The sequence below is a fragment of the Stenotrophomonas sp. YJH_SMC_119 genome, assembly GCF_059368315.1.
Window position 1 is genome coordinate 1 of the sequence record NZ_JCAFRP010000012.1, and the last position, 23,109, is coordinate 23,109.

Sequence of the window (23,109 nt, forward strand, 5' to 3'; positions counted from 1 at the left end):
CAGCGCAATTCCGTGCTGACCCAATGGCTGCACCACTACAACTGGCACCGCCCTCACATGGGGATCGGTGGCCAGCCACCTATTTCCAGAGTCCTGCTGAACAACGTGGTGGGTTTACACAACTAACAGTCGACTCTACCAACGTGGAGCCCCCGACCAACGTGGAGCACCCGACCAACCTGGAGCACGCAACCAACCTGGCGCGCGACCACCTGGACCGCGCTCCGCCTCAGCGCCCGCGAACCTCGAACGGCTGCTCCTGCCATTCCTCCACGCTGCCATCGCGACCGTGCAGGCGCAGGCCCAGCCAATGTCGTCCCTGCGCCAGCGTGCTCGTGTCCAATGAAGCATCGAAGCCCACCGCAGGATGCTGCGGATCGGTGCTGTCCGGCCAGGTCTGGCGCACGTCGAATGCGCGGCCATAGCGCGCATCCCCCATCGAGCGGCCATCGACCAGCACCTCAACCCGTGCCAGGCCGACACCATCCTTGAACGCCCATCCCTTGATCGCCAGCGTGCCAGACACCTTTTCGCCGTTGGAAGGCGTATCCAGCCAAGCCATTGCCGGAGTCACGCACGCCCCCGCCGCGCGCTGCGCCGGCAGCCGGAACAGCAGGAAACGCTGGAAACCATGGTCACTGCTGACCACCCGCGGCGCCGGCAGCGGCCCCACCTGTCCGCAGATGGCGTGATAGCGCGCCAGCAGATCGCGATAACGCTGGTCGCTGGGTGAAAGCACCAGCAGCATCGGCGTCGAGCGCTTGCCCTCATGCAGCAGTTCCCACTGCGCCAGCTGCGCGGTGCGCCCATGCTTGTCGTTGAGCGGATGCGGCAGCACTTCGATATCGCCATTGCCGAGCTGGAAGCCCAGCTCGGCCCCCACCTTGAAGTTCCCCGCCAGCACCCGCGTGCCCGCCGGCATCTGCTGCAACTCTTCGCGCACCGCCATCGCCAACGGCTGCCAGCCAGCGAAATTGCGCGGGTAGTACTTGCTGCCTGCCAGCTGCTCGCGCAACGCAGGCGTGGAGGCCATCAGGTAATAGCCGAACGCCAGCACCATGCCTGCGCCCGCCAGCCACCAGCCGGTGCGCCGCAGCCAGCGTGGCCAGCCGTTGAGCACCACCGGCACCGCCACCAGCAGGGCCAGGTAGCCCGGCAGCGGCCAATGGAAACTGATCCGCTCGACGTCGGTGAAGAAGCCCAGCAGGAAGATGCCCAGCGTGGATACGCCCCCGACCAGGCCGAAGTAGCGCCACTGCACGCGCGTGCCGCCGCCCCTGCGGGTACCGGCCAGCGCCACCTTCCACATCGCCATGCACAGGATCGGGGTGACCAGCATGGGCTGGATCACCAGGAACCACAGCCCGTTCCATTCGAACGTCCAGGGATGGCGCTCGACCACCTGGAACTTCAGGCCGGCGTCGTGGTTGTCCGCGTTCCATGCCAGCAACGGCAGCCACGCCAGCACGCCCACCGCCAGCGCGACCCATACGCGCGGATCGGCCAGCATGCGCCGCCCCTGCGGCAGCGCCAGCAACGCGATGAAGCCAACGCCGATGACACCGATGAAACGGTAGTGACTGAGCGCACCGATCGACAGGCCCAGCGCAAGCTTCATCGCCGACGATGCATCAACGTTGTGCAGCAGCCGCGCACCGGCGTGCAGGCAGATCACCGCGGCCAGTGCCATGGGCACATCCGGCACCGCCAGCAGGCCCAGCGTCGCCGACAACGGCATCAACAGCGTGAGGCTGCCCGCTTGCCAACCGGCCACATTGCCGAACCAGCGCGTGGCCGTGCGCACCACCAGCAACGGCAGCAGCGCGCCGATGGCCAGGAACGGCAGGCGCAACGCGAGCACATGGTGGCCACCGATCTCCACACCCAGGCGCGCCAACCACGCGGTCAGTCCGGGAAGGTCCGAATACGCAGCGGCCAGATGCTGGCCTTCCTGCCAATAGAACGCCTCGTCAACAAACAGTGGCAGCCGCGCAGCCACTACCAGCTTGGCCGCTGTGACCAGCGTCCATAACCAGAGAAATATTGTCCGCGCGCGCTGTTCGCCCTGCATTGCTCTATGGATAATCGAATGGATTCCAGACCTGAGACGATCATGCCAGCCTCGTCCCCCAATCCCAGCATGCTAACCGATCAACTGCGCCAGGCCCTGCGGGAGGCACAGGATCAGGTAAACGCACTGGTGCTGGGCAAGGTGCCGGAAGTCAGGCTGGCTTTCGTCGCCCTGCTTTCCGGTGGCCATCTGCTGATCGAGGATCTGCCCGGCCTGGGCAAGACCACGCTGGCGCATGCGTTGGCCAGCAGCCTGGGCCTCAGTTTCCAGCGCGTGCAGTTCACCTCCGACCTGCTGCCCGCCGATGTACTGGGCGTTTCGGTATACGAGGCCGGCAGCCGCCAGTTCCAGTTCCACCCGGGGCCGGTGTTCACCCACGTGCTGCTGGCCGATGAGATCAACCGTGCGCCGCCGCGCACGCAGAGCGCGCTGCTGGAGGCGATGGCCGAACAGCAGGTCACCCTGGATGGGCAGACCCATCCCCTGCCCGATCCGTTCTTCGTGATCGCCACGCAGAACCCGGTGGACCTGTCCGGTACCTTCCCGCTGCCGGATTCGCAGCTGGATCGTTTCCTGCTGCGCCTGGCGATGGGCTACCCCAGTGCGCAGGCCGAACGCGAACTGCTGCGTGGTACAGACCGCCGCGACCTGATCGCACGTGCCGTACCGAAGCTGGATGACACCCAGGTACGCGCGCTGCGTGAAGCCGTCAGCCAGGTCCATGCCAGCGATGCACTGGTCGACTACGTGCAGGCCCTGCTGACCCGCAGCCGCCAGCACGCCGGCGTGCGCGTGGGCCTGTCACCGCGTGCCGGCCTTGCGCTGCTGCGCGCGGCCAGGGCGCATGCACTTCTGCTGGGCCGCGGCCACGTGGTGCCCGAGGACGTGCAGACCCTGTTCGTGGCGGTGGCCGGTCATCGCCTCGTGGCCGAAGCCGAGTCCAGCTCGGGGCCGGCACTGGCACGGGCCATCCTGCAGACCGTTGCGGTGGATTGAGGGTGGCCACGCGCTGGGCACGACTGCAACTGCTGGCACGCCCGCGCAGGCCTGAAGCACTGCCGCAGCGCCTGGACCGCCATCGCATCTACGTGCTGCCCACCCGTTTCGGCCTGTTCGTCGCCGCGCTGCTGGCGGCAATGCTGCTGGGCGCACTGAACTACAACAACAACCCGGCGTTGCTGCTGGCCCTGCTGCTGGCGGCAGCGGCGATCGCCAGCGCCATCGCCGCGCACCTGCAGCTGTCCGGCGTACAGATCGACGCGATCTCCGCCGAGCCGGTTCCTGCCGGGCAACCACTGCGCCTGCGCGTGGACCTGTCACTGCGTGATCCGCGCGCACGCCACGGCCTGCACCTGCAGCTGGGTGACAGCGAAGCCTGGACCTCGCTGCCTGCACACGGCCGCGGTGAAGTGGAGCTGCACGTTCCCAGCGAACGCCGCGGCTGGCTGGAGCTCCCGCGCATCCGCCTCTCCACCACCCAGCCACTGGGCCTGGTGCGGGCATGGTCGTGGGTGTGGCCGGAACAACCGCTGCTGGTCTATCCGCAACCCGAGGCGCTGGCCCCTGCACTGCCGGAAAGCGGCAACGATCCGCTGCACACGCGCGCCCATGCCAGTGGCGAGGAACTGCATCAGCTACGGCCCTATCGTGCGGGCGATGCGCCACGCAGCATTTCGTGGAAGCACTCGGCACGCCGCGACAGCCTGCTGGTGCGCGAGTACGAAAAGCCGGTTGGCATCGAAGTCATCCTCGATTGGCGCACGCTGTCCCCGCTGGGCCATGAAGCACGCATCGCGCGTTTGGCGCGATGGGTCGACATGGCCGAGCGCGAAGGCCGCCGCTACACCCTGCTGCTGCCTGCACACCCGCCGTTCGGGCCAGGCCAGGGCGCCAGCCACCACCACCTGTGCCTGCGTGCACTGGCATTGATGCCGCATGACTGAGACCACGCCCGCGCTCGACCGCAATGCCCGCAACTGGACCCTGGCCAGCGCGGCGTTGGCGCTGTTGCCGTTGCTGCTGCAGTTGCCGCCCCTGCTGGCGGGCGTGATCGCGGCCGCAGCGCTCGTGACTGCGGTCCTGTCGTGGCGGAAGGTGCTGCCCATGCCGGTGCGCCTGCTGCTGGTGCTGGCCATGCTCGGTGCCATCGCCTGGCAGATGGGGATGGTCCGACCTGGGCGCGATACCGGTTGCGCCCTGCTGGCAGCGATGCTGGCGATCAAGTCCAGCGAACTGCGCAGCCGGCGCGATGCCCGCAGCCTGCTCGGGTTCGCGCTGTTTTCCCCGTTTGCGGCGTTCCTGCTCGACCAAGGACCACTGACCACGGTGTTGGCCGCACTGGCGGGGATCAGCGCGCTGCTCGCCCTGCAACGGCTGGCCGGGGATGAAGGCCACGCCGCGCCGCTGCCCTTGCGAGGGCAGCTGCGCGGCGTTGGCCGCCTGCTGGCGATCGGCCTGCCGCTGGCATTGGCCTGCTTCTGGCTGTTCCCGCGCCTGGCCACGCCACTGTGGGGTGTTCCCGAGCGCGCCGTGGGTACGCCGGGGTTGTCCGACAGCATGGAGCCCGGCCAGTGGCTGGACCTGATGGCCGACGATGCCCCGGCGCTGCGCGTGCAGTTCTTCGGCGCGGTACCCGAGCCGATGCAACGCTACTGGCGAGGACCGGTACTGACCGCCTTCGATGGCCGGCGCTGGACACGTGACCGCGCCAGCGAGCGACGGCCGGCGGCCGTGGTCGAGGCCGGCACGCAGGGCTGGGACTACCAGATCGACTACGAACCCACCGACCGCCGCCAGCTGGTGGCACTGGACCTGCCCAGCCGCGCGCCTGCAGGCAGCACGCTGGATGCGGACATGAGCCTGAGCAGCGAGCGGTCACTGGCGTCGCTGAGCCGCTGGCGGTTGCATTCGGCGCCACCACAACGCTTCGACAGCACGCTGTCACCCTATCTGCGACGGGCCGCGCTGCAGTTGCCCAGTGGCTTCAACCCGCGCACCGCCACGTTGGCGCAGCAATGGCGGCAGCAGGCTGGCAGCGATGACGAGGCCATCGTGCGCCGCGCGCTGCAGTGGATCACCACCGACTTCTCGTACACGCTGGACACCCCTGCGGCAGGGCGCGACCCGATCGACGAGTTCCTGTTCGGCTACAAGGCCGGCTTCTGTGAACACTTCAGCTCGGCCTTCGTGGTGTTGATGCGCAATGCCGGCGTCCCGGCACGGGTGGTGACCGGCTTTGCCGGTGGCACCTACAACCGCCTTGGCGACTACTGGATCGTGCGGCGGATGGACGCCCATGCCTGGGCCGAGGTATGGCTGCCGCAGCGCGGCTGGGTACGGGTTGACCCGACCGCAGCCGTGGCACCGGAACGCATCCTGGACACACTGGACGACCGCCTGCAGGCCGGTACGGACACGCCACTGCAGCAACGCTGGCAGCAGCTGGGGCAGATGGGCGACTGGCTGCGCCGCGGCTGGAACGACCTGGTGCTCTCGTTCGATGCACGCCGCCAGCAGCAACTGCTCACGCCGTTCGGGCTGGATGATCTGGGCCCCACGCAACTTGTCGCTGGCTTCGTGGTGGCAACGATGCTGGCCTTGGCGTGGATGGCCTGGCTGCTGGCCCGTGGCGAGCGCGAACGCGACCCGCTGCTGCGCGCCTGGCACCGGCTCGGACGGCGCTACGCCCGCCTCGGCCTGGCCCGTGAACCGCACGAAACCGCACAGGACTGGGCCCAGCGGGTGCACCGGCAGCGCCCTGACCCGGCCCTGCTCGCACTCAGCCAGCGTTTCGCCGACGCGCGCTACGCTGGAACTTGCACCGACCTCGCTTCATTATTGCGGGACCTGCGCAGGCATCGCCCGACTTCCGGAGCCTCCCCATGAACACCAAGTTCCTTCTCACCGCTGTGGCCACGCTGGCCCTGTCGGCCTGCGCCACGGCCCCCAAGCCGCTGCAGGGACAGTTCAGCCTGGTCTCCCCGCGCGACTCGGTCGCTACCCAGCAGGTCGGCACGCCGGTCCGTTGGGGCGGTCGCATCATCGAAACCAAGCCCGGCCAGGGCGAGACCTGCTTCCAGATCATCTCGCGCCCGCTCAATGGCAGTGGCCGTCCGAACACCACCTCGTCCGACGCCAGCGACGGCCGCTTCATCGCCTGCCGTGCCGGCTTCTACGACCCGGCCGTGTTCGAAGCCGGTCGTGACGTGACTTTCATCGGCAAGATCGACGGCTACCAGAACACCCGCATCGGCGAGTACGACTACCGCCTGCCCAAGCTGTCGGCCGATGTGATCTACCTGTGGCCGGAACAGCGCCAGGTCGACGTGGTGCCCTACCCCTATGGCCCGTGGGGCCCGGGCCCGTATGGTCCGTACTGGGGCGGCTATGGTCGCTGGGGCTGGTGGTGATCGTCACCGCACAGGCATGACGGAAAAGGCCGCCCTCGGGCGGCCTTTTTCATCCGCGCATGGCGTGGACAGGGGCTTCAACGCCCAGGCGCACCGAAATGCCCCAGCGGCGCACCGGCCAGCAGGTGCATGTGGATATGGAACACGGTCTGCCCGGCATGCTCGCGGCAGTTCATCACGATGCGGTAGCCGTCCTGTGCGAAGCCCTCGCGGCGCGCGTACTCGGCGGCAGCCAGCGCCAGCTTGCCGATCAGGTGCGCCTGCGACGGCTGCAGGTCATCCAGGGTCGGAATGATCTCGTTCTTCGGAATGAACAGCACGTGCACCGGTGCCTGCGGTGCGATGTCCTTGAAGCCCAGCACCTCGTCATCCTCGTAGACGATGGTGGCCGGGATCTCGCGACGGATGATCTTGCTGAAGAGGGTTTCGTTGCTCATGGTCGGCCTCGGCGGGGATGTCATCCGCATTGTAGGCCGGCCGCGCCGGGGGATGCCCGGCCGGCATTCAATCGCGGAATTCGCTGCGCGTTCCGAACGCGTGCGAGAGCGTGCCGCGATCGACGTATTCGAGTTCACCGCCAAGTGGCAGGCCCTGCGCCAAACGGCTCGGCTGCACCTTGCGTGCGCGCGCCAGCTGCGCCAGGTAGTGCGCGGTGGCCTCGCCCTCGACAGTGGCGCTGGTGGCGATGATCAGCTCCTGCACCTCGCCTTCGGCCAACCGTCGCTCCAATTGCTCCAGGCCCAGCTCGCGCGGGCCGATGCCATCGAGCGGCGACAGCCGCCCCTGCAGCACGAAGTAGACACCGCGGAAGCCGGTGGCGTTCTCGATGGCCAGGCGGTCGGCCGGCGATTCGACCACGCACAGCTGGCTGCGCTCGCGGCTGCCGTTGGCACAGGTCGGGCACAGCTCAGTTTCGCTGAAATCGCGGCACTGCACGCAGTGGCCGATTCGCTCCACCGCCAATGCCAGTGTCTCGGCCAGACGCTGGCCACCTTCGCGCTCGCGCTCGAGCAGGTGATAGGCCATGCGCTGTGCAGTCTTCTGGCCGACGCCAGGCAGCACCCGCAATGCGTCGATCAATTGTTCAAGCAGGGGTGCGGACACGGCGGCATGCTTTCATGGCGTCGAGCACGCTCGACAGCTGTCTGTAGAGTCGAGCCATGCTCGACCGAGGGTTGGAGCGGGCACCTGCAGCGGCAGGCGCCCCCTGGGAAATCAGAACGGCAGCTTCATGCCCGGCGGCAGCTGCATGCCGGCGGTGGCCGACCCCATCTTCGACTTCGACTCGGCATCGATCTTGTTCGAGGCATCATTGAAGGCGGCGGCGATCAGGTCTTCCAGCATCTCCGGGTCGCTGGTCAGCGACGGGTCGATGCGCACCTTGCGGCATTCCTTGGCACCGGTCAGGGTCACGCTGACCATGCCGCCGCCGGCGCTGCCGGTCACTTCGATCTTGGCGATTTCTTCCTGGGCCTTCTGCAGGTTTTCCTGCATTTTCTGGGCCTGCTGCATCAGTTGTGCGATGTTTCCGCGCATGGTGTCTTACTCGTCAAAAGAACGGATGGAATCGGAAACAACCCGGGCACCGTGCTGTTGGATCAGCACCTGCACTTCCGGGTCGTCCATGAAAACGGCCTCTGCCACCTGCTGCCGCTCACTACGCTGGCGGTCGGCACGCTGGTGCAGGGTCTCGGCCGGAACGTGTTCGGTTTCCACGGTCTCGACCACGATCTTCGGCGCCTGGCCGAGGGCCTTCTCCAGCATCTCGCCCAGGGCGGCCAGCGCGCGCTCCGAGCGCAGGTATTCAAATCCGGGCGAAAGGCCCAGTTTCAAGGTCCCGTGCTGGCAACTGATGAAGGCAGCGTTGGCGGCCAGCTGCCGCGACGGGCCGCTCAGGCCACTGTTGGCGACCAGATCCAGCCAGTCCTCGGCGCTGGCCAGGTCGCTGACACCTTCCAGCGGCGCGTTCTCCTGCACTGGCGCCGGCTCGACCGGCGCGATGGCAATGCCTTCCGTGCGGAACGGGCGTGCGGGCGGTGCAGGCTCGCTGGGAGCCGCGACGGGAGCCGGCGGCTCATGCCAGGGCGCCACCATGGCAGCTTCCGGCCCAGCCATCTCGGCCGCCAGCGCCTCGTCACGTGCCTCGGCTTCGTCGGTGGCCCACGGCGGCAGGTCGTCGCCCGCTTCTGTTTCAACGGACGGCGGCGCCGCTGCTTCGGCCTTCACCGGCGGCGGTGACACCGGCTCTTCCACCGGAACCGGCTCGGGCTCCGGCGTCGGGTCCGGTTCGGGTTGCGGGGCCGGGTCCGGTTCGGGTTCAGGTTCGCGCGGCGCGGCCTGCACCGGAGCGGCCACCTGCGCCACCAAGGCCGGGCTTGCCGAAGCGGCGGCAGTCGCCGGCGTCGCTTCGTGGGTACCCGCACCGGTGCCACCACCGGCAGCATTGCCACCCGGCGCATTGCCTGCCCCCTCCACCGACTTCGGCACCGGCGGGACCGCCGCGGCCGGGCGGAACGCCAGCATGCGCAGCACGGCCATCTCGAAGCCCGCGCGCGGGCTCGGCGCCATCGGCAGGTCACGACGGCCGTTCAAGGCCATCTGGTACCAGAGCTGCACCACTTCCGGGCGCAGGCGCTCGGCGAATGCGGCGGCATCCAGGCCTTCGGCAACGGCCGCACCCGGTACCAGCTGCTGCACCTGGATGCGGTGCAGGCCTTCGGCCAGCGCTTCCAGCACGCCACTCCAGTCCGGCGAGAATTCGGCCAGCGCGGCCACCACCTGCAGCAGGCGCGGGCCATCGCCGTCAGCCAGCGCATCGAGCATCGCCGCCACCTGGGTGCGGTCGACCGTGCCCAGCATGGTACGCACCACGTCCTCGCGCAGCGCGCCGCCGGCATAGGCAATCGCCTGGTCCAGCAGCGACAGGCCATCCCGCAGGCTGCCATCAGCGGCCTTGGCCAGCTGCACGATGGCACTGCCGTCGGCCTCGATCTCCTCGGCCGCCAGGATGCGGGTCATCTGGCCCTGGATCTGGTCCTCGTCCAGGCGCTTGAGGTTGAACTGCAGGCAGCGGCTGAGCACGGTGACCGGCAGCTTCTGCGGATCGGTGGTGGCCAGCAGGAACTTCACGTGCTCCGGCGGCTCTTCCAGCGTCTTCAGCAGCGCGTTGAACGCCGCCTTGGACAGCATGTGCACTTCGTCGATCAGGTAGACCTTGTACTTGCCACGCGAAGGCATGTACTGCGCGTTCTCGATCACCTCGCGCACGTCGTCCACGCCGGTGTTGGACGCGGCGTCGATTTCCAGCAGGTCGATGTAGCGGCCGGCGTCGATATCCAGGCAGGCTGCACACTGGCCGCAGGGATCGGCACTGGTGCCCTGTTCGCAGTTCAGCGACTTGGCGAAGATGCGCGCGATGGTGGTCTTGCCCACGCCGCGGGTGCCGGTGAACAGGAACGCATGGTGGACCCGGCCGCTGTCCAGCGCGTTGCTGAGCGCACGGACCACGTGTTCCTGGCCCACCAGCTCGGCAAAACGCTTTGGACGCCACTTGCGGGCAAGGACGAGATAGGACATCAGGCCACCGTTTTCCATCGGATGTTCCATTGTGCCATGCCTGTCCAGCCCCCCTCGCCTCCGGCACATCTTTCGCGGGTTCCTGGCCGGGGTGCTTGTGAAGTGCCGCGCAGCCCGCTAGAATCTGCGCCCCTGCTGAGGCGTTTGCCGATGGCAGGGATCCGGAGAGGTGTCCGAGTGGTTGAAGGAGCACGCCTGGAAAGTGTGTAAGCGTCTAAACCGCGCTTCGGGGGTTCGAATCCCCCTCTCTCCGCCAGACAAACGCAAAAGGGCCGCCCACAGGGTGGCCCTTTTGCGTTTGTCTGGCGGATGGGATGGGTGGTGAGAAGCCCCGCCGGGGTTCGACGGTTCTGCAGGAGCAGAACCGGACAGCCGCAGGCTGGTCCCGGGGCGCAACGCGCATCGGGATCGGGATCGGGTGCAGGGATGCACCCGACAATCCCCCTCTCTCCGCCAGATAAATGAAGAAGCCGCCCACTGGGCGGCTTTTTTATTTGGCTGGCGGGAAGCGCGGCAGGTACTACCGAACTGAACAGGCCCTGCCGCCAGGGGCAGGTCCAACGGTTCGCCCGCCGACAGCGCGCGATCCGCTGCGAGTCACCTGCGCCGGAGCAGTCCCCGCACGCAGACGCCGACGAACGCCAGCCCCAGCAGCATCCACACGACCGTCATTCCCCACAGCGCACCGAACGTATCCAGGACCGGCTCCAGGCGCGGTTGCGCCGGATCGTACAGCACGCGTACCGGCTGTCCAGGCTCATAGCCGAAGATCATGCCACCCTGCGGGTAAGAGACGTGTTGGCCGGTCGCGGTGGTGAACGCAATCTGCGGATGTGATCCGCCCGCGTTCAGGCGCTCGACCTGGCCATCGACGGCCTGCGCGATCTGCAGGAACTCAAGGCGATGCGTCACTTCGAAGGCGGCCACGGCAAGGATCAACAGCCCCACCGCGCCAAACAGCAGACCGCGCATGACCTGGGCAGTCCGGGAAAGAGAAGGGTCGGGCATCGCTGGGCAGCTCCGTTGCAGGCAGGAAGACGAATGGGGCCGGCGGATCCTGCCGCGCGGTCAGTCCCACGTGTCGAAAGCATAGCCCAAGAGCCGCCGCGCCCCGCTGCATGCCATCGCGGCCGCATGCGCCTCGCCACTGACGCACCCGCCTGGTGCAGGCGCCTGTGTTCCGCACAGTCATTCGAGGTGGGCGAAATCATCCGTGAGAAGATCGACTCCGCTCCATGTACCTTGGAGCACTTCGGCGGCTCCTGCGGCCTCGTCGCGCGATACCCCCTTGAGAAGGACAACGTCTGGACGGTTGAAATGCGCCCGGGCAACGCCAAGGCATTTTCCATGAACCTCCGCCTCTACCGCCCCGCCGATGCCAGCGCCTGCCTGTCGATTTTCGACAGCAACGTGCCCACCTACTTCGCGCCCGAAGAGCGCAGCGACTTTGGGCGCTTCCTGCAAGAACAGGCCATGGACTGTGCATTCCAGGTCATCGAACGAGATGGCAGCATCGTGGCGTGCGGCGGCCTGTCGCGACGCGGCGACGGCAGTGCCGGTTTCTGCTGGGGCATGGTACAGCGCGCGCTGCACCGGCATGGACTGGGCCGGGAACTGGCGCTGGCACGCCTGCGCCAGGCCGAAGCGGATCCCTCGATCAAGCGCATCACGCTCAGTACCAGCCAGCACACCCAGGGCTTCTATGCCGGCCTGGGCTTCCAGGTGACGCGGATCGTTTCCAATGGCCACGGCGCCGGGATCGATGCCGTGGAGATGGAGCGGAGGGTCTAGCCCTCCGCACCGCCCTGGATCCACGCAGGCGTGGATCCAACGTCGCCCCACTCTCCTCAGAAGCCCACACGCAGGTTGATCTGCCCGCCCACGTCGCGGCGGCCATCGCCGTGCTGGCCCTGCACGAACATCGACAGCTGGCTGTTGCGGCCGAGGCCCACCGCCACGCCCACCTGACTGACCAGCGCATTGCGTGCCATCACCGCGCTGTAGACGTCGAAGGCATTGCCGCCCACCGCGAAGCGGTTGCGGCTGGCCACATCGGTATCACCCGATGCATGCTGCCAGCCCAGGCCAACCGTCAGCTGCGCCGGGAAGCGCTCGCCGCTGCCCACATCCCAACGGCCGCGCACGCCCACGGTGCTGACATTGAGCGTGTCCTTGCCGCCTTCCAGCACCAGCGCAGCCGTGCCGCCCTGCTCCACCGCACGATCACTGTCGACCCAGTGCCTGGTGAACTGCACATACGGCTGCAGTTGGGTCCTGCCATGGGTCCAGGTCCAGCTGCCCTCCACCTGCGCGATGGTCACATCCGAGTCCTGGCGGCTGTACAGGGTCTGGCCCAGCAGCGGCACCTCACGCGTGGTACGCGTGCGGTAGTCACCGCGCGATACGCTGCCACCGACCGCAAAGCCGTTGTTCCACTGGCCCTGCGCATACAGGCCGAACGTGTTGCCGCGCAGGCGGGCCCGCGAGCTGCGATCGTACAGGCGCGTATCCAGCCGCTCGTTGCCTGCGGCCGCACCCAGCACCACGTGTTCGCCCAGCTGCCAGTCCACGCCCGCCATCAGTGCATTGCGGTTGGAGCGGATGTCATCGCCGTTGCCGTCACCGTCCTGGCGGAACACCTTGCCGCTGCCGGCCAGCCAGGCCGAGGCACGCTCGCCACGCACGGTCGGCAGTTCGCTGCCGAGACGCTGGCGGATGCCCTCTTCCAGGTAGTTGTCGTACAGCAGCACCGCACGGCTGGCCGCATGCACCTCGCCGGACAACTGGTCGAACGCCGCACGCGCGGTACCCGCGTCATACATCAGCAGCGTGTTGTACAGGCCCAGTGCCGGACCACTCTGCGGCAGGCTGTCCAGCGCTGCAGCGGTGTTGTACTGGTTGCGCGTCTTCGCCGCCGTGGTGAATGCCGCGGTCTGCGCCACGTCGATCTGCAGGTTGGCCGTGTTGGCGGTATAGACCGGGGTGATGGTCAGGAAGGCCGACGGCGAGGTCGCCGAAGCGAACTGCCCACTCACGCCACCGCCCGCATTGACCACCGTGTACTGCTGGCCCTGCTGGTAGCTGGTACTCGGCGAAATCGTGTTCACCTGCACGGTACTGCCACCCACGTTGGCGCTGCCGCCCACCTGCACCGTGTCACTGCCGCTGGCACCCAGATCGACGCCCAGCGTGCTGCCCGGCGACAACGTCAGGTTGCCGCCCACCGTGATCGTGCCGGTGCCATTGCCTGCACCACTGCCGTTGCCCGGGCCATTGCCCGGCGACAGCACGCCGCCGCTGGACACCGTCACGCCGCCACCCGTGCCACCGATGGTCCCGGTACCGGACAGCGTGGTACCGCTGCCGATGGTCCACTGGCCACCGATGTTGCCGGTGACATTCAGGCCACCACCGGTGACCTGGCCGGTGCCGCTGAAGCCGCCGCCGTTGCCGCCCAGGTTCAGGCCGCCCGGGCCTGCCTGCACGATGCTGCCACCACCGCTGATGGTGCCGCCCAGCGTGGTGGTGCCGCCGGTGTTGATGACCAGGCCACCGTTGTTGGTGATATTGCCGGTGATCGAGCCGCTGGCGCCGCCATTGCCGACCTGCACGGTGCCGCCGGCATTGATGGTGGTGCCGCCGGTGTAGGTGTTGTTGCCGGTCAGGGTGACCGTTCCGGTGCCGGCCTGGGTCAGGCCACCACTGCCGCTGATGGTGCCTCCGACGGTGGTGTTGCCGCCCACGTTGAACACCAGGCTGCCGTTGTTGCTGACGTTGCCGGCGATCGCACCGCTGGCGCCGCCATTGCCAACCTGCAACGTGCCGCCGGTATTGATGGTGGTGCCACCGGTATAGGTGTTGTTGCCGCCCAGGATCAACGTGCCGCTGCCGGCCTGGGTCAGGCCACCGCTGCCGCTGATGGCGCCACCGACCGTGGTATTGCCGGCCACGTTGAACACCAGGTTGCCGTTGTTGGTGACGTTGCCACCGATCGCGCCGGTCGCACCGCCGTTGCCGACCTGCAGCGTGCCGCCTGCATTGATCGTGGTCGGCCCGGTGTAGGTGTTGTTGCCGGTCACGGTCAGAGTGCCGCTGCCGGCCTGGATCAGGCCGCCGCTGCCGCTGATGGTGCCACCCAGCGTGGTGTTGCCGGCCACGTTGGACAGCAGCGTGCCGTTGTTGGTGACATCGCCAATGATCGAGCCGGTCGCGCCGCCATTGCCCAGCTGCAGCGTGCCGCCGGCGTTGATGGTGGTACCCCCGGTGTAGGTGTTGGTGCCGGTCAGCACCAGCGACCCACTGCCCGCCTGGGTCAGGCCACCCGTACCGCTGATGGTGCCGCCCAGCTGCGTGTTGCCGGCCACGTTGGAGATCAACGCGCCATTGTTGGTGATGTCTCCAGCGATGGCGCCGGTTGCCCCGCCGTTGCCGACCTGCAGCGTACCGCCGGTATTGATCGTGGTGCCACCGGTATAGGTGTTGTTGCCGACCAGGGTCAGCACGCCGCTGCCGGCCTGGGTCAGGCCACCGCTGCCGCTGATCGCGCCACCGACCGTGGTGTTGCCGCCCACGTTGAATACCAGGCTGCCGTTGTTGGCAACGTTGCCGGTGATCGCACCGGTCGCACCGCCATTGCCCACCTGCAGGGTGCCACCGGCATTGACGGTGGTGCCGCCGGTATAGGTGTTGTTGCCGGTCAGCACCAGCGTGCCGCTGCCGGACTGGGTCAGGCCGCCACTGCCGCTGATGGTGCCACCGAGCGTGGTGTTGCCGGCCACGTTGGACACCAGCGCGCCGTTGTTGGTGATGTCGCCGACGATCGCACCGGTCGCACCACCGTTGCCGATCTGCAGCGTGCCGCCGGCATTGATGGTGGTCCCTCCGGTGTAGGTGTTGTTGCCGGTCAGCACCAGCGTGCCGCTGCCGGCCTGGGTCAGACCGCCATTGCCACTGACCACCGCACCCACGGTTGCCGTGGTGCCGAGGTTGTAGACCAGGCTGCCATTGTTGGTGATGTCGCCCAGCACCGAACCGGTGCTGCCACCGTTGCCGATCTGCAGGGTGCTGCCACCGTTGATGGTGGTACCGCCGGTATAGGTGTTGTCGCCGCTCAGGGTCAGCGTACCGGTACCTCCCTGCACCAGGCCGCCGGTGCCACTGAGGACGCCAGCGAACACGGTGCTGGCGTTGTTGCCGCCGGTAGTCAGCGTTGCGCCTCCCAGCGCCACCGTGCTGCCGGCCACACCGGCCAGGCCGCCGATGCTCTGATTGCCACCGGCGCTGATATCCAGTGTGCCAGCACCGGCCAGGTTGACCGTGCTGGCACCGGACAGGCTGCCGCCGGCTGCTACCGCCAGCGTGCCGCTGTTGATGGTGGTGGTGCCGGTATAGCTGCTGGCACCGCCCAGGGTGACCGTCGCCGCGCCATCCTTCAGCAGGCCACCGGCACCGCTGATCGGTCCGTTCAAGGTCAGCGCGTTGCTGCCGGCCAGAGTCAGCGTGCCGCTGGCCAGCTGCACGGTGTTGGCCAGAGTCAGCGCACTGGTGCCATCCAGGCTGGCGTTGCCGCCTACGGTCAGCGCGCCGATGCCCAGCGAACCGCCGTTGCCCAGCAGCAGGCCACCGGCATTGAGGGTCACGCCGCCCGTGAAGACGTTGACGCCCGTCAAGCCCTGGATGCCTGCGCCGTTCTTTACCAGGCCACCGGCCCCTCCGATGGTGCCGGCGAACGTGGTATTGCCCACGCCATTGAGGGTCAGCGTGCTGCCGCCCAGCGCCACGGTCGAACCTGCCACGCCTGCCAGCGAACCGATCGCCTGCGCACCACCCGCGCTGATGTCGAAGGTGGTACCGGCGTTGGCCAGGGTGACCGCACCGGTCGCTGCAAGGCTGCCGCCGGCACCGATCGCCAGCGTGCCGGCGTTGATGGTGGTGCCACCGGTGAAGGTGTTGGTGCCGGTCAACGTCTGGGTGCCCGAACCTTCCTTGATCAGGCCACCGGAGCCGGCCACCGAACCACTGAAGGTGCCATTGGCAGGGCCTCCGATCGTCAGCGTGTTGGCGCCCAGATTCACTGTACCGCTGCCGATCAGGGTACCGAACTGCTGCGTGCCGCTGCCTGCTGACAGATCGAAGGTCGCCCCCGTGGCCAGGTTGACGGTGCCTGAGGAGGCCAGGCTGGCGCCAGCACCCAGTGCCAGAGTGCCGGCGTTGATGAAAGTACCGCCGGTATAGGTGTTGGCACCATTCAAGGTCAGCGTCGCGGCACCCTCCTTGGTCAGTGAGCCGGTACCACTGAGGATGCCGTTGAGGGTGAGGTTGTTGCTGCCGAGGACGGTCAACGCGTTGTTGAGGGTGAAGTTGTTGGCGAGGGTGACCGCCGTGTTCGAATCGAGCGTCGCAGCGCCTCCGACCGTCACCGCACCGGTGCCCAACGCAGCATTGTTGCCGACCACCAGGCCACCGGCGTTGAGCGCTACGCCGCCGCTGAAGGTGCTGGCGCCGTTGAGCGTCTGCACGCCTGCGCCGTTCTTGACCAGGCCGCCGTTGCCACTGATCGCACCGCTGAAGGTGCTGTCCACGGTGCCGCCCAGGGTCAGCGTGCTGCCGCCCAGCGCCACCGTACTGCCGGCGACGCCGGCCAGCGAACCGATGGCCTGGTTGCCCGCCGAAATGTCGAACGTGCCAGCACCGGCCAGGTTCACTGCGCCGGCCGCGGCGAGGCTGCCACCAGCGCCGATCGCCAGCGTGCCGCTGTTGATGGTGGTGCCACCGGTGTAGGTGTTGGCGCCGCTCAGGGTCACCGTGGCCGCACCGTCCTTGATCAGCCCGCCCGTGCCGGAGATCACGCCACCCAGGGTCAGCGCCTGGCTGCCAAGCAGATCGAGGTTGGCACCCGATGCGAGGTTGATGCTGTTGGCCAGGCTGACGCCGGTCGATGCATCCAGCGTCGCGTTGCTTCCCACCGTCAGCGCACCGCTGCCGAGCGCAGCGTTGTTGCCGACCACCAATGCGCCGCCATTGAGCGCGACGCCACCGCTGAACAGGTTGGCACCGCCCAGCGTGAGGCTGCCGGCGCCGTTCTTGACCAGGCCGCCGGTGCCGGAGATCGCGCCATCGAAGATGCTGTTGCCAACGCCGCCCAGGGTCAGCGTCTGCGCGCCCAGGCTCACCGTCGAACCCGCCACGCCGTTCAACGCCCCGATGGTCTGGTTGGCGCCGGCAGTGGAGATATCGAAGCCCGTGCCTGCCGCAGTGAGCGTCACCGCACCGGTCGCGGCCAGACTGCCGCCGGGGCCGATCGCCAGGGTACCGGCGTTGATGAACGTGCCGCCGGTGTAGGTGTTGGCACCGGTCAGCGTCTCGATGCCGGCACCGACCTTGGTCAGGCCACCGGTGCCTGCGATCGAGCCACTGAAGGTGCCATCGGTGGCGCCGCCCACTTCGATCGAGTTGGCACCGAGGTTCACCGTACCGTTGCCGACCAGCGTGCCGAACTGCTGCGTGCCACTGCCGGCCGACAGGTCCAGCGTGGCGCCGGTGGCAAGATTGACGGTACCGCTCGCGGCCAGGCTGGCACCGGCCCCCAGCGCCAGCGTGCCGGCGTTGATGTTGGTGCCACCGGTGTAGGTGTTGGCGCCATTCAACGTCAGCGTCGCGCTGCCATTCTTGGTCAGGCTGCCGGCCCCGGAAAGGACGCCGTTGAGCGTCAGTGCATTGGTCCCGATTACGGTCAGCCCGGCATTGAGCGCAATGTTGTTGGCCAGCGTTGCCAGGCCGGTGGTATCCAGCGTGGCAGCACCACCGACGGTCAATGCGCCCGTGCCCAGCGCCGCATCATTGCCGAGCACCAGTCCGCCTGCATTGAGCGTCACGCCGCCACCGAAGGTATTGGCGCCGGACAAGGTCTGTACGCCCGCGCCCACCTTGACCAGGCCACCACCGCCGCTGATCACGCCATCGAACGCGGCGTTGCCGGCGGTACCGAAGGTCAACGAATTGCCGCCCAGCGTCAGCGTGCTGCCGCCCGCGCCGTTGAGCGCGCCGATGGTCTGGTTGCCGCCGGCACCGGAGATATCGAAGCCTGCGCCTGCGCCCAACGTGACATCACCGACTGCGGCGAGACTGCCACCCGTGCCCAACGCCAGCGTGCCGGCGTTGATGGTGGTACCGCCGGTGTAGGTGTTGGCACCGGACAGCGTCAACGTGGTGCCGCCATTCTTGATCAGGCTGCCATTGCCGCCTACCACGCCCGACAGCGTCAGCGCATTGCTGCCGGGCAGCGTGAGTGCGACGCCCGAGCCCAGCGTGACCGCATTGCCGAGCGTCACTGCAGTGCCCGCATCCAGCGTGGTGCTGGCATTGACCGCCAGCGCACCGGTACCGAGCGCACCATTCGCGCCGACCACCAGGCCACCACCGTTCAAGGTCAGGCCGCCACCGAAGGTGTTGGTGTTGTTGAGGGTCAGCAGGCCCGCACCATTCTTGACCAGGCTGCCGTTGCCGCTCAGCACGCCTCCGAATGCAACGTCACTGGTTCCGCCCAGGGTGAGCTGGGTGCCGGCACCGAAGTTCACCGCGTTGGCCAGATTCAATGCCACCGTGCTGTCCAGCGTGGTGGTGCCGCCAATACCCAGCGCACCGGTACCAAGCGCACCTGCATCGCCCAGTACCAACCCACCCGCATTGAGCGCAAGGCCACCACTGAACGTGTTTGCACCGGACAGCGTCTGCACGCCCGTGCCGGTCTTGACCAGGCCACCGGTACCACCGATCACACCGGCAAAGCTTCCATTGCTGGCACCGCCAAAGGTCAGCGACTGCGCGCCCAGCGCCAGCTGGCTGCCCGCCACGCCATTCAACGCGCCGATGGTCTGTGCCACACCGGCTGCGGAGATGTCCAGTGTCGCGCCCGCAACGGCAAGATTCACCGCACCGGCTGCGGCGAGACTGCCGCCTGCGCCCAGCGCCAGCGTGCCGGCGTTGATGGTGGTGCCTCCGTTGTAGGTATTGGCGCCCGACAACGTCAACCGCGCCGTGCCGTCCTTGATCAGCCCACCGGCACCGAATACCGGACCGGCCAGCGTCAGGTCATTGCTGCCCAGCACGGAAAGGTTGGCACCGGCAGCGAGACCGATGGTGTTGCCCAGCGCCAGCGCCGTTGTGGCCTCCAGCGAAGCGTTGCCGCCCACGTCCAGCTGGCCGGTACCCAGCGCCTGCGCATTGCCCAGCTGCAGCAGGCCCGCGTTGAGGCCGACGCCCCCGCTGAACGTATTGACGCCGTTCAACGCCAGCGTCGCCGTACCGTTCTTGACCAGGCTGCCAGTACCACTGATGAGACCGCCCAGCGACACGTTCTGGCTGCCCAGCAGATCCAGCGCCGCGCCTGCCCCAAGGTTGAGGTCGTTGGCGAGGTTCAGCGCTACCGAACTGTCCAGCGTGGCATTGGCGCCCACCGACAGTGCACCGGTGCCCAGTGCGCCGGCGTTCCCCAGGAACACGCCGCCGCCGTTGACGGTCAGCCCACCACCGAAGCTGTTGGCGCCGTTGAGGGTCAACGTGGTGGCACCATTCTTCACCAGCCTGCCGGCACCGGACACCACGCCACCCAGCGTGATCGCCTGCGAGCCCGGCAGCGACAGCGCGGCACCCGCGCCCAGGGACACATTGTTGGCCAGGTTCAGCGGGGCGCCGCCATCGAGCGAGACGCTGCCGCCAATGCCCAATACTCCCGTACCGAGTGCGCCACTGTTGCCCAGCAGCAGACTGCCGGCGTTTGCACTCAGTCCACCGCTGAAGGTGTTGGTGCCGTTCAAGGTCAGTGTCGACGCGCCATTCTTGACCAGGCTGCCGGTGCCGGTGATGTTGCCGGCCAGGGTCAGGTTCTGGCTGCCCGGCAGGGTCAATGCCGCGCCAAGGTTGATCGCATTGCCCAGGTTCAACACTGCCGTGCTATCCAGCGAACCGTTGCCGCTGACCGTCAACGCCCCGCTGCCGATCGCACTGCTGTCGCCCAGCAGCAGGCCGCCCGCCGTCAGATTCACGCCGCCACTGAAGGTGTTGGCGCCGCTCAGCGTCTGGATGCCCGTGCCCTGCTTGACCAGGCCGCCGGTACCACCGATCACGCCCGCGAACGTCTGGTTGGTGGCATCACCGAAGGTGAGCGTGCTGCTGCCCAGCGTCACCGTGCTGCCGGCAATACCGGACAGCGCGCCGATGGTCTGGTTGCCGCCGAGCGAGATGTCCAGGTCCGCGCCAACGCCGGCCAGGCTGACCGCACCGCCGGCGGCCAGGCTTCCGCCGCTGCCCACCGCAACCTTGCCGGCATTGATCGCCAGGCCGCCGGTGAAGGTATTTGCGCCACCCAGCGTAAGCGTGGCTGCACCGTTCTTGACCAGGCTGCCGGTGCCACCGATGGCGCCGCCCAGCGTCAATGCACTGCTGCCCAGTACATTCAGCAGGCCACCTGCGCCGAGGTTGATGCCATTGCCCACGCTCAGCGCCGCGCTGGCATCGAGCGTTGTCGCACCGCCGACATTCAGCGCGCCGGTTCCGAGCGCGCCGGCATTGCCCAGGACCAGGCCACCGGCATTGAGCGCCAGCCCACCACCAAAGGTATTTGCAGCGTTGAGGGTCAGCGTGGTCGCACCACTCTTGACCAGGCTGCCGGTGCCACCGATCACGCCGTTGAACGTCAACGCCTGGTTGCCGAGCAGATTGAGGCTGGCACCCGAACCGAGGTTGACCGCGTTGGCCAGTGCAAGCGCCCCCGTGGTTCCATCGAGCGTCACGTTGCCGCCGACACTGAGCGCACCGCTGCCCAGCGCAGCAGCATTGCCCAGCAGCAGGCCACCGCCGTTGAGTGCCACGCCGCCACTGAGGTTGTTCACGCCCGACAAGGTCTGCACGCCGGTGCCCAGCTTGACCAGGCCACCCGTGCCTGCGGCGAACGTACCGCTGTAGCTGGTATCGCCCAGCCCCGCGAGGGTGAGCGTGTGGCTGCCCAGGTTGACCGAACCGCCGAGGCCCGCCAGCGAACCGATGGTCTGGTTGGCGGCCGCCGACAGGTCCAGGGTGGTACCGACGCCGACCGTGATCGCGCCGGTGGGTGACAGGCTGCCGCCCGCGCCCAGCGCCAACGCGCCTCCGGCCAGGTTGAAACTGCCGGTCAGCGCATTGGCGCCGTTCAAGGTGAGGGTGCCGGCGCCGCTCTTGGTCAGGTTGCCGGCACCGGAGATCGAACCGTTCAATGACAACGCATTGCTGCCCAGCAGGTTCAGCGAGCCCCCGCCATTGATCACCAGATTGTTGCCCAGGGTGAAGCCCGCCGTCGTATCCAGTGAAGCGCTGCCACCCACGGTCAGGTTGCCGCTGCCCAGTGCACCGGCATTGCCCAGCACCAGGCCGCCGGCATTGAGGTTGACGCCGCCGGAGAACAGGTTTGCGCCGCCGAGAGTAACGATGCCGGTGTTGTTGACCGTCAGCCCGCCAGTACCGGACAGCAAGCCCCCCAGGCTGAACGCATTGGTCCCTGCCAGGGACAGATTGCCACCAAGGCTGAAAGGGTTGGCCAGGTTCAGACCGGCCGTGGCGGAGGCGATGGCACCGCCGTTGGCGGTGAACAGCCCTGTGCCGAAGGAACCGGCATTGTTGAAATTGACCAGGCCATCATTGAGCGTGGTCGTACCCGCACCCGCCCACGCACCCTGCAGGTTCCAGGTGCCGCTGTTGACGGTGAGCTTCTGGAAGTTGAGGTACTGGTTCCAGCCCAGCGTGGTCACCGCTCCGCCGATGCCGGACCCCGGACCGCTGACGACGTTCTGCAACACCAGCGTGTTGTTGGCCGCACCACTGCCGGTACCGGCGTCGACCGATCCCGCAGCCGCAACCTTTACCCCGGTGACACCGGTAATCACGCCGGCAAGAGCGCTGCCGCCGCCGCTCACAACGCTGGAACCCGACACTGCGGTGAAGGTGTTGCCGCCGGTTGAATCACCCAGGTGAACGCTGCCACTGACCGCCCCCGCATTGAGGAACGTGTTACCGCCAGAAGCACCCAGGCCGACGCGTCCGTCGATGGTGCCTGTGTTGGTCACATTGGCGGCTGCACCACCATAGGTCACCACCGTGGTCGCGTCGGAAACGCTGCCTGCACCGATCAGCGACGTGCTGATCAGGCCGGCGTTGTTGATGGTGGTGGTGCCGTTGACATTCTGTGCCACCAGCGCCTGTCCACCGAAGCCCAGCAGCGTTGCGATGTTGACGACACCCTTGATCTGTCCGCTGGCGTTGTTGTTGACGACGATCGCGCTGTTGTTGGCAGAACCATTGCCGATGACCAGGCCGGGCGAGGCGAGGATGATCGAGCTCGGATCGATCGTGCCATTGTTGTTGACCGTCACGTTGTCGCCGGTCAGCGTTGCTGCGTTGCCGCCACCTACGACCGGCGGCGTACGCAGCAATGCACCCGCGGCGATGTTCAGCGTGAGGCCGTTGGTCGCGTTGGAGTAGTTGTTGATGTTGGTGGTGCTGTCGCAGTTTACGGTTGTGGTGCCGGTGCACGCTGCGAATGCCGATCCGCTGGCCAGTGTGGCGGCCAAAGCCACCGCCAGCTGGTGCGCCCGCAATCGCGGCACCCGCCCTGCGCTGACCGCGCTTCCGCCGGGATTCCGGGCGACCTCCGAAGCAACCTGCATTACCCCAAGGGCACGATTGAAAACCAGACGGTAAATGCGGTTCATCGGTAAATCTCCATGAAAAGACCGGATGGCACAGCTGGCAGGTTTTTTGGAGACAATGCGGCCCACCCCGGCTCCCGATGCGGAAACAAGGTTTGAAGGCATTAACTCCTGAAAATCTTCACATCTTCACGCCGTCGCACCCGGCGACAGGTACGACAGCGTGTCCCTCAAGGCGAAAACTCCCCGGTTTCGCCCGACGAATGGCGGCACTGTGCGACCGTCGGTGCCAGTGGCATGTGAATCACGCTCGTTATTTTCATGACGTACGTCAAATAAAACGGGCGGACAAAATGGTCTTGCCGAAAATGCATAT

At 67.4% G+C, this 23,109-nt stretch carries 13 protein-coding genes and 1 tRNA gene; 7 read left to right on the top strand and 7 right to left on the bottom strand.

The window, feature by feature from the left end:
* Positions 1-126, top strand: a 126-nt coding sequence (locus AC5P6S_RS16260; RefSeq protein ID WP_146257439.1) for an integrase core domain-containing protein, incomplete at its 5' end; no start/stop codon positions are given.
* Positions 127-229: 103 nt separating this feature from the next.
* Here AC5P6S_RS16260 and AC5P6S_RS16265 read toward each other — a convergent pair.
* Positions 230-2,071, bottom strand: coding sequence for a glycosyltransferase family 39 protein (locus tag AC5P6S_RS16265; protein ID WP_329755350.1), 1,842 nt, complete (start codon positions 2,069-2,071; stop codon positions 230-232).
* A gap of 42 nt (positions 2,072-2,113) precedes the next feature.
* Here AC5P6S_RS16265 and AC5P6S_RS16270 point away from each other — a divergent pair, with 42 nt between their 5' ends.
* From AC5P6S_RS16270 to AC5P6S_RS16285, 4 genes are read left to right on the top strand one after another with little or no spacing between them, the layout of a single operon-like run.
* A complete protein-coding gene (locus tag AC5P6S_RS16270; protein ID WP_005408304.1) occupies positions 2,114-3,067 on the top strand; it encodes an AAA family ATPase in 954 nt (317 codons plus the stop codon).
* A 2-nt stretch (positions 3,068-3,069) separates the two neighbouring features.
* Positions 3,070-4,014 (top strand): DUF58 domain-containing protein, encoded by a 945-nt coding sequence (locus AC5P6S_RS16275; RefSeq protein WP_043033683.1) that lies wholly within the window; start codon positions 3,070-3,072, stop codon positions 4,012-4,014.
* Complete coding sequence (locus AC5P6S_RS16280) at positions 4,007-5,956, top strand: transglutaminase TgpA family protein (RefSeq protein WP_012479283.1); 1,950 nt, start codon at positions 4,007-4,009, stop codon at positions 5,954-5,956. The genes AC5P6S_RS16275 and AC5P6S_RS16280 overlap by 8 nt, the downstream gene beginning before the upstream one ends.
* Positions 5,953-6,480: a Slp family lipoprotein gene (locus AC5P6S_RS16285; protein ID WP_005408301.1), complete on the top strand. Its 528-nt coding sequence runs from the start codon at positions 5,953-5,955 to the stop codon at positions 6,478-6,480. The genes AC5P6S_RS16280 and AC5P6S_RS16285 overlap by 4 nt, the downstream gene beginning before the upstream one ends.
* A 77-nt stretch (positions 6,481-6,557) precedes the next feature.
* On the opposite strand, the gene AC5P6S_RS16290 is transcribed toward AC5P6S_RS16285, so the two are convergent.
* The 4 genes from AC5P6S_RS16290 to dnaX form a co-directional block, all read right to left on the bottom strand.
* Positions 6,558-6,917, bottom strand: a complete 360-nt coding sequence (locus tag AC5P6S_RS16290) for a histidine triad nucleotide-binding protein (protein ID WP_005408300.1) — start codon at positions 6,915-6,917, stop codon at positions 6,558-6,560.
* 67 nt (positions 6,918-6,984) lie between these two features.
* On the bottom strand, positions 6,985-7,584 hold the full coding sequence (gene recR, locus AC5P6S_RS16295; protein ID WP_005408299.1) for a recombination mediator RecR: 600 nt from the start codon (positions 7,582-7,584) through the stop codon (positions 6,985-6,987).
* 111 nt (positions 7,585-7,695) lie between these two features.
* Complete coding sequence (locus tag AC5P6S_RS16300; RefSeq protein ID WP_005408298.1) at positions 7,696-8,016, bottom strand: YbaB/EbfC family nucleoid-associated protein; 321 nt, start codon at positions 8,014-8,016, stop codon at positions 7,696-7,698.
* A 6-nt stretch (positions 8,017-8,022) separates the two neighbouring features.
* Positions 8,023-10,074, bottom strand: coding sequence for a DNA polymerase III subunit gamma/tau (dnaX, locus tag AC5P6S_RS16305; RefSeq protein ID WP_049397088.1), 2,052 nt, complete (start codon positions 10,072-10,074; stop codon positions 8,023-8,025).
* Between the two features lie 145 nt (positions 10,075-10,219).
* Between dnaX and AC5P6S_RS16310 the strand changes: the two genes are divergently transcribed.
* Positions 10,220-10,312: transfer RNA gene (locus AC5P6S_RS16310), tRNA-Ser, on the top strand.
* A gap of 341 nt (positions 10,313-10,653) precedes the next feature.
* On the opposite strand, the gene AC5P6S_RS16315 is transcribed toward AC5P6S_RS16310, so the two are convergent.
* Positions 10,654-11,064 carry a DUF3592 domain-containing protein gene (locus AC5P6S_RS16315; RefSeq protein ID WP_024956127.1) on the bottom strand — a complete coding sequence of 137 codons (411 nt, stop codon included), beginning with the start codon at positions 11,062-11,064 and terminating at the stop codon, positions 10,654-10,656.
* A gap of 339 nt (positions 11,065-11,403) precedes the next feature.
* On the opposite strand from AC5P6S_RS16315, the gene AC5P6S_RS16320 reads away from it, so the two are divergent.
* The gene (locus tag AC5P6S_RS16320) at positions 11,404-11,847 is read left to right on the top strand and encodes a GNAT family N-acetyltransferase (protein ID WP_012479278.1); all 444 of its coding nucleotides are present in this window, start codon (positions 11,404-11,406) and stop codon (positions 11,845-11,847) included.
* 56 nt (positions 11,848-11,903) lie between these two features.
* On the opposite strand, the gene AC5P6S_RS16325 is transcribed toward AC5P6S_RS16320, so the two are convergent.
* Entirely contained in the window at positions 11,904-22,796 is a 10,893-nt protein-coding gene (locus AC5P6S_RS16325; protein ID WP_495204673.1) for an autotransporter-associated beta strand repeat-containing protein, read from the bottom strand.
* Positions 22,797-23,109: the final 313 nt, after the last annotated feature.

Bases quoted from the DNA above. Each gene is read 5' to 3' on its own strand.
- AC5P6S_RS16265 (WP_329755350.1), bottom strand. From the start codon at position 2,071: ATGCAGGGCGAACAGCGCGCGCGGACAATATTTCTCTGGTTATGGACG.
- AC5P6S_RS16270 (WP_005408304.1), top strand. From the start codon at position 2,114: ATGCCAGCCTCGTCCCCCAATCCCAGCATGCTAACCGATCAACTGCGC.
- AC5P6S_RS16280 (WP_012479283.1), top strand. From the start codon at position 4,007: ATGACTGAGACCACGCCCGCGCTCGACCGCAATGCCCGCAACTGGACC.
- AC5P6S_RS16285 (WP_005408301.1), top strand. From the start codon at position 5,953: ATGAACACCAAGTTCCTTCTCACCGCTGTGGCCACGCTGGCCCTGTCG.
- AC5P6S_RS16290 (WP_005408300.1), bottom strand. From the start codon at position 6,917: ATGAGCAACGAAACCCTCTTCAGCAAGATCATCCGTCGCGAGATCCCG.
- AC5P6S_RS16300 (WP_005408298.1), bottom strand. From the start codon at position 8,016: ATGCGCGGAAACATCGCACAACTGATGCAGCAGGCCCAGAAAATGCAG.
- dnaX (WP_049397088.1), bottom strand. From the start codon at position 10,074: ATGGAAAACGGTGGCCTGATGTCCTATCTCGTCCTTGCCCGCAAGTGG.
- AC5P6S_RS16315 (WP_024956127.1), bottom strand. From the start codon at position 11,064: ATGCCCGACCCTTCTCTTTCCCGGACTGCCCAGGTCATGCGCGGTCTG.
- AC5P6S_RS16320 (WP_012479278.1), top strand. From the start codon at position 11,404: ATGAACCTCCGCCTCTACCGCCCCGCCGATGCCAGCGCCTGCCTGTCG.
- AC5P6S_RS16325 (WP_495204673.1), bottom strand. From the start codon at position 22,796: ATGAACCGCATTTACCGTCTGGTTTTCAATCGTGCCCTTGGGGTAATG.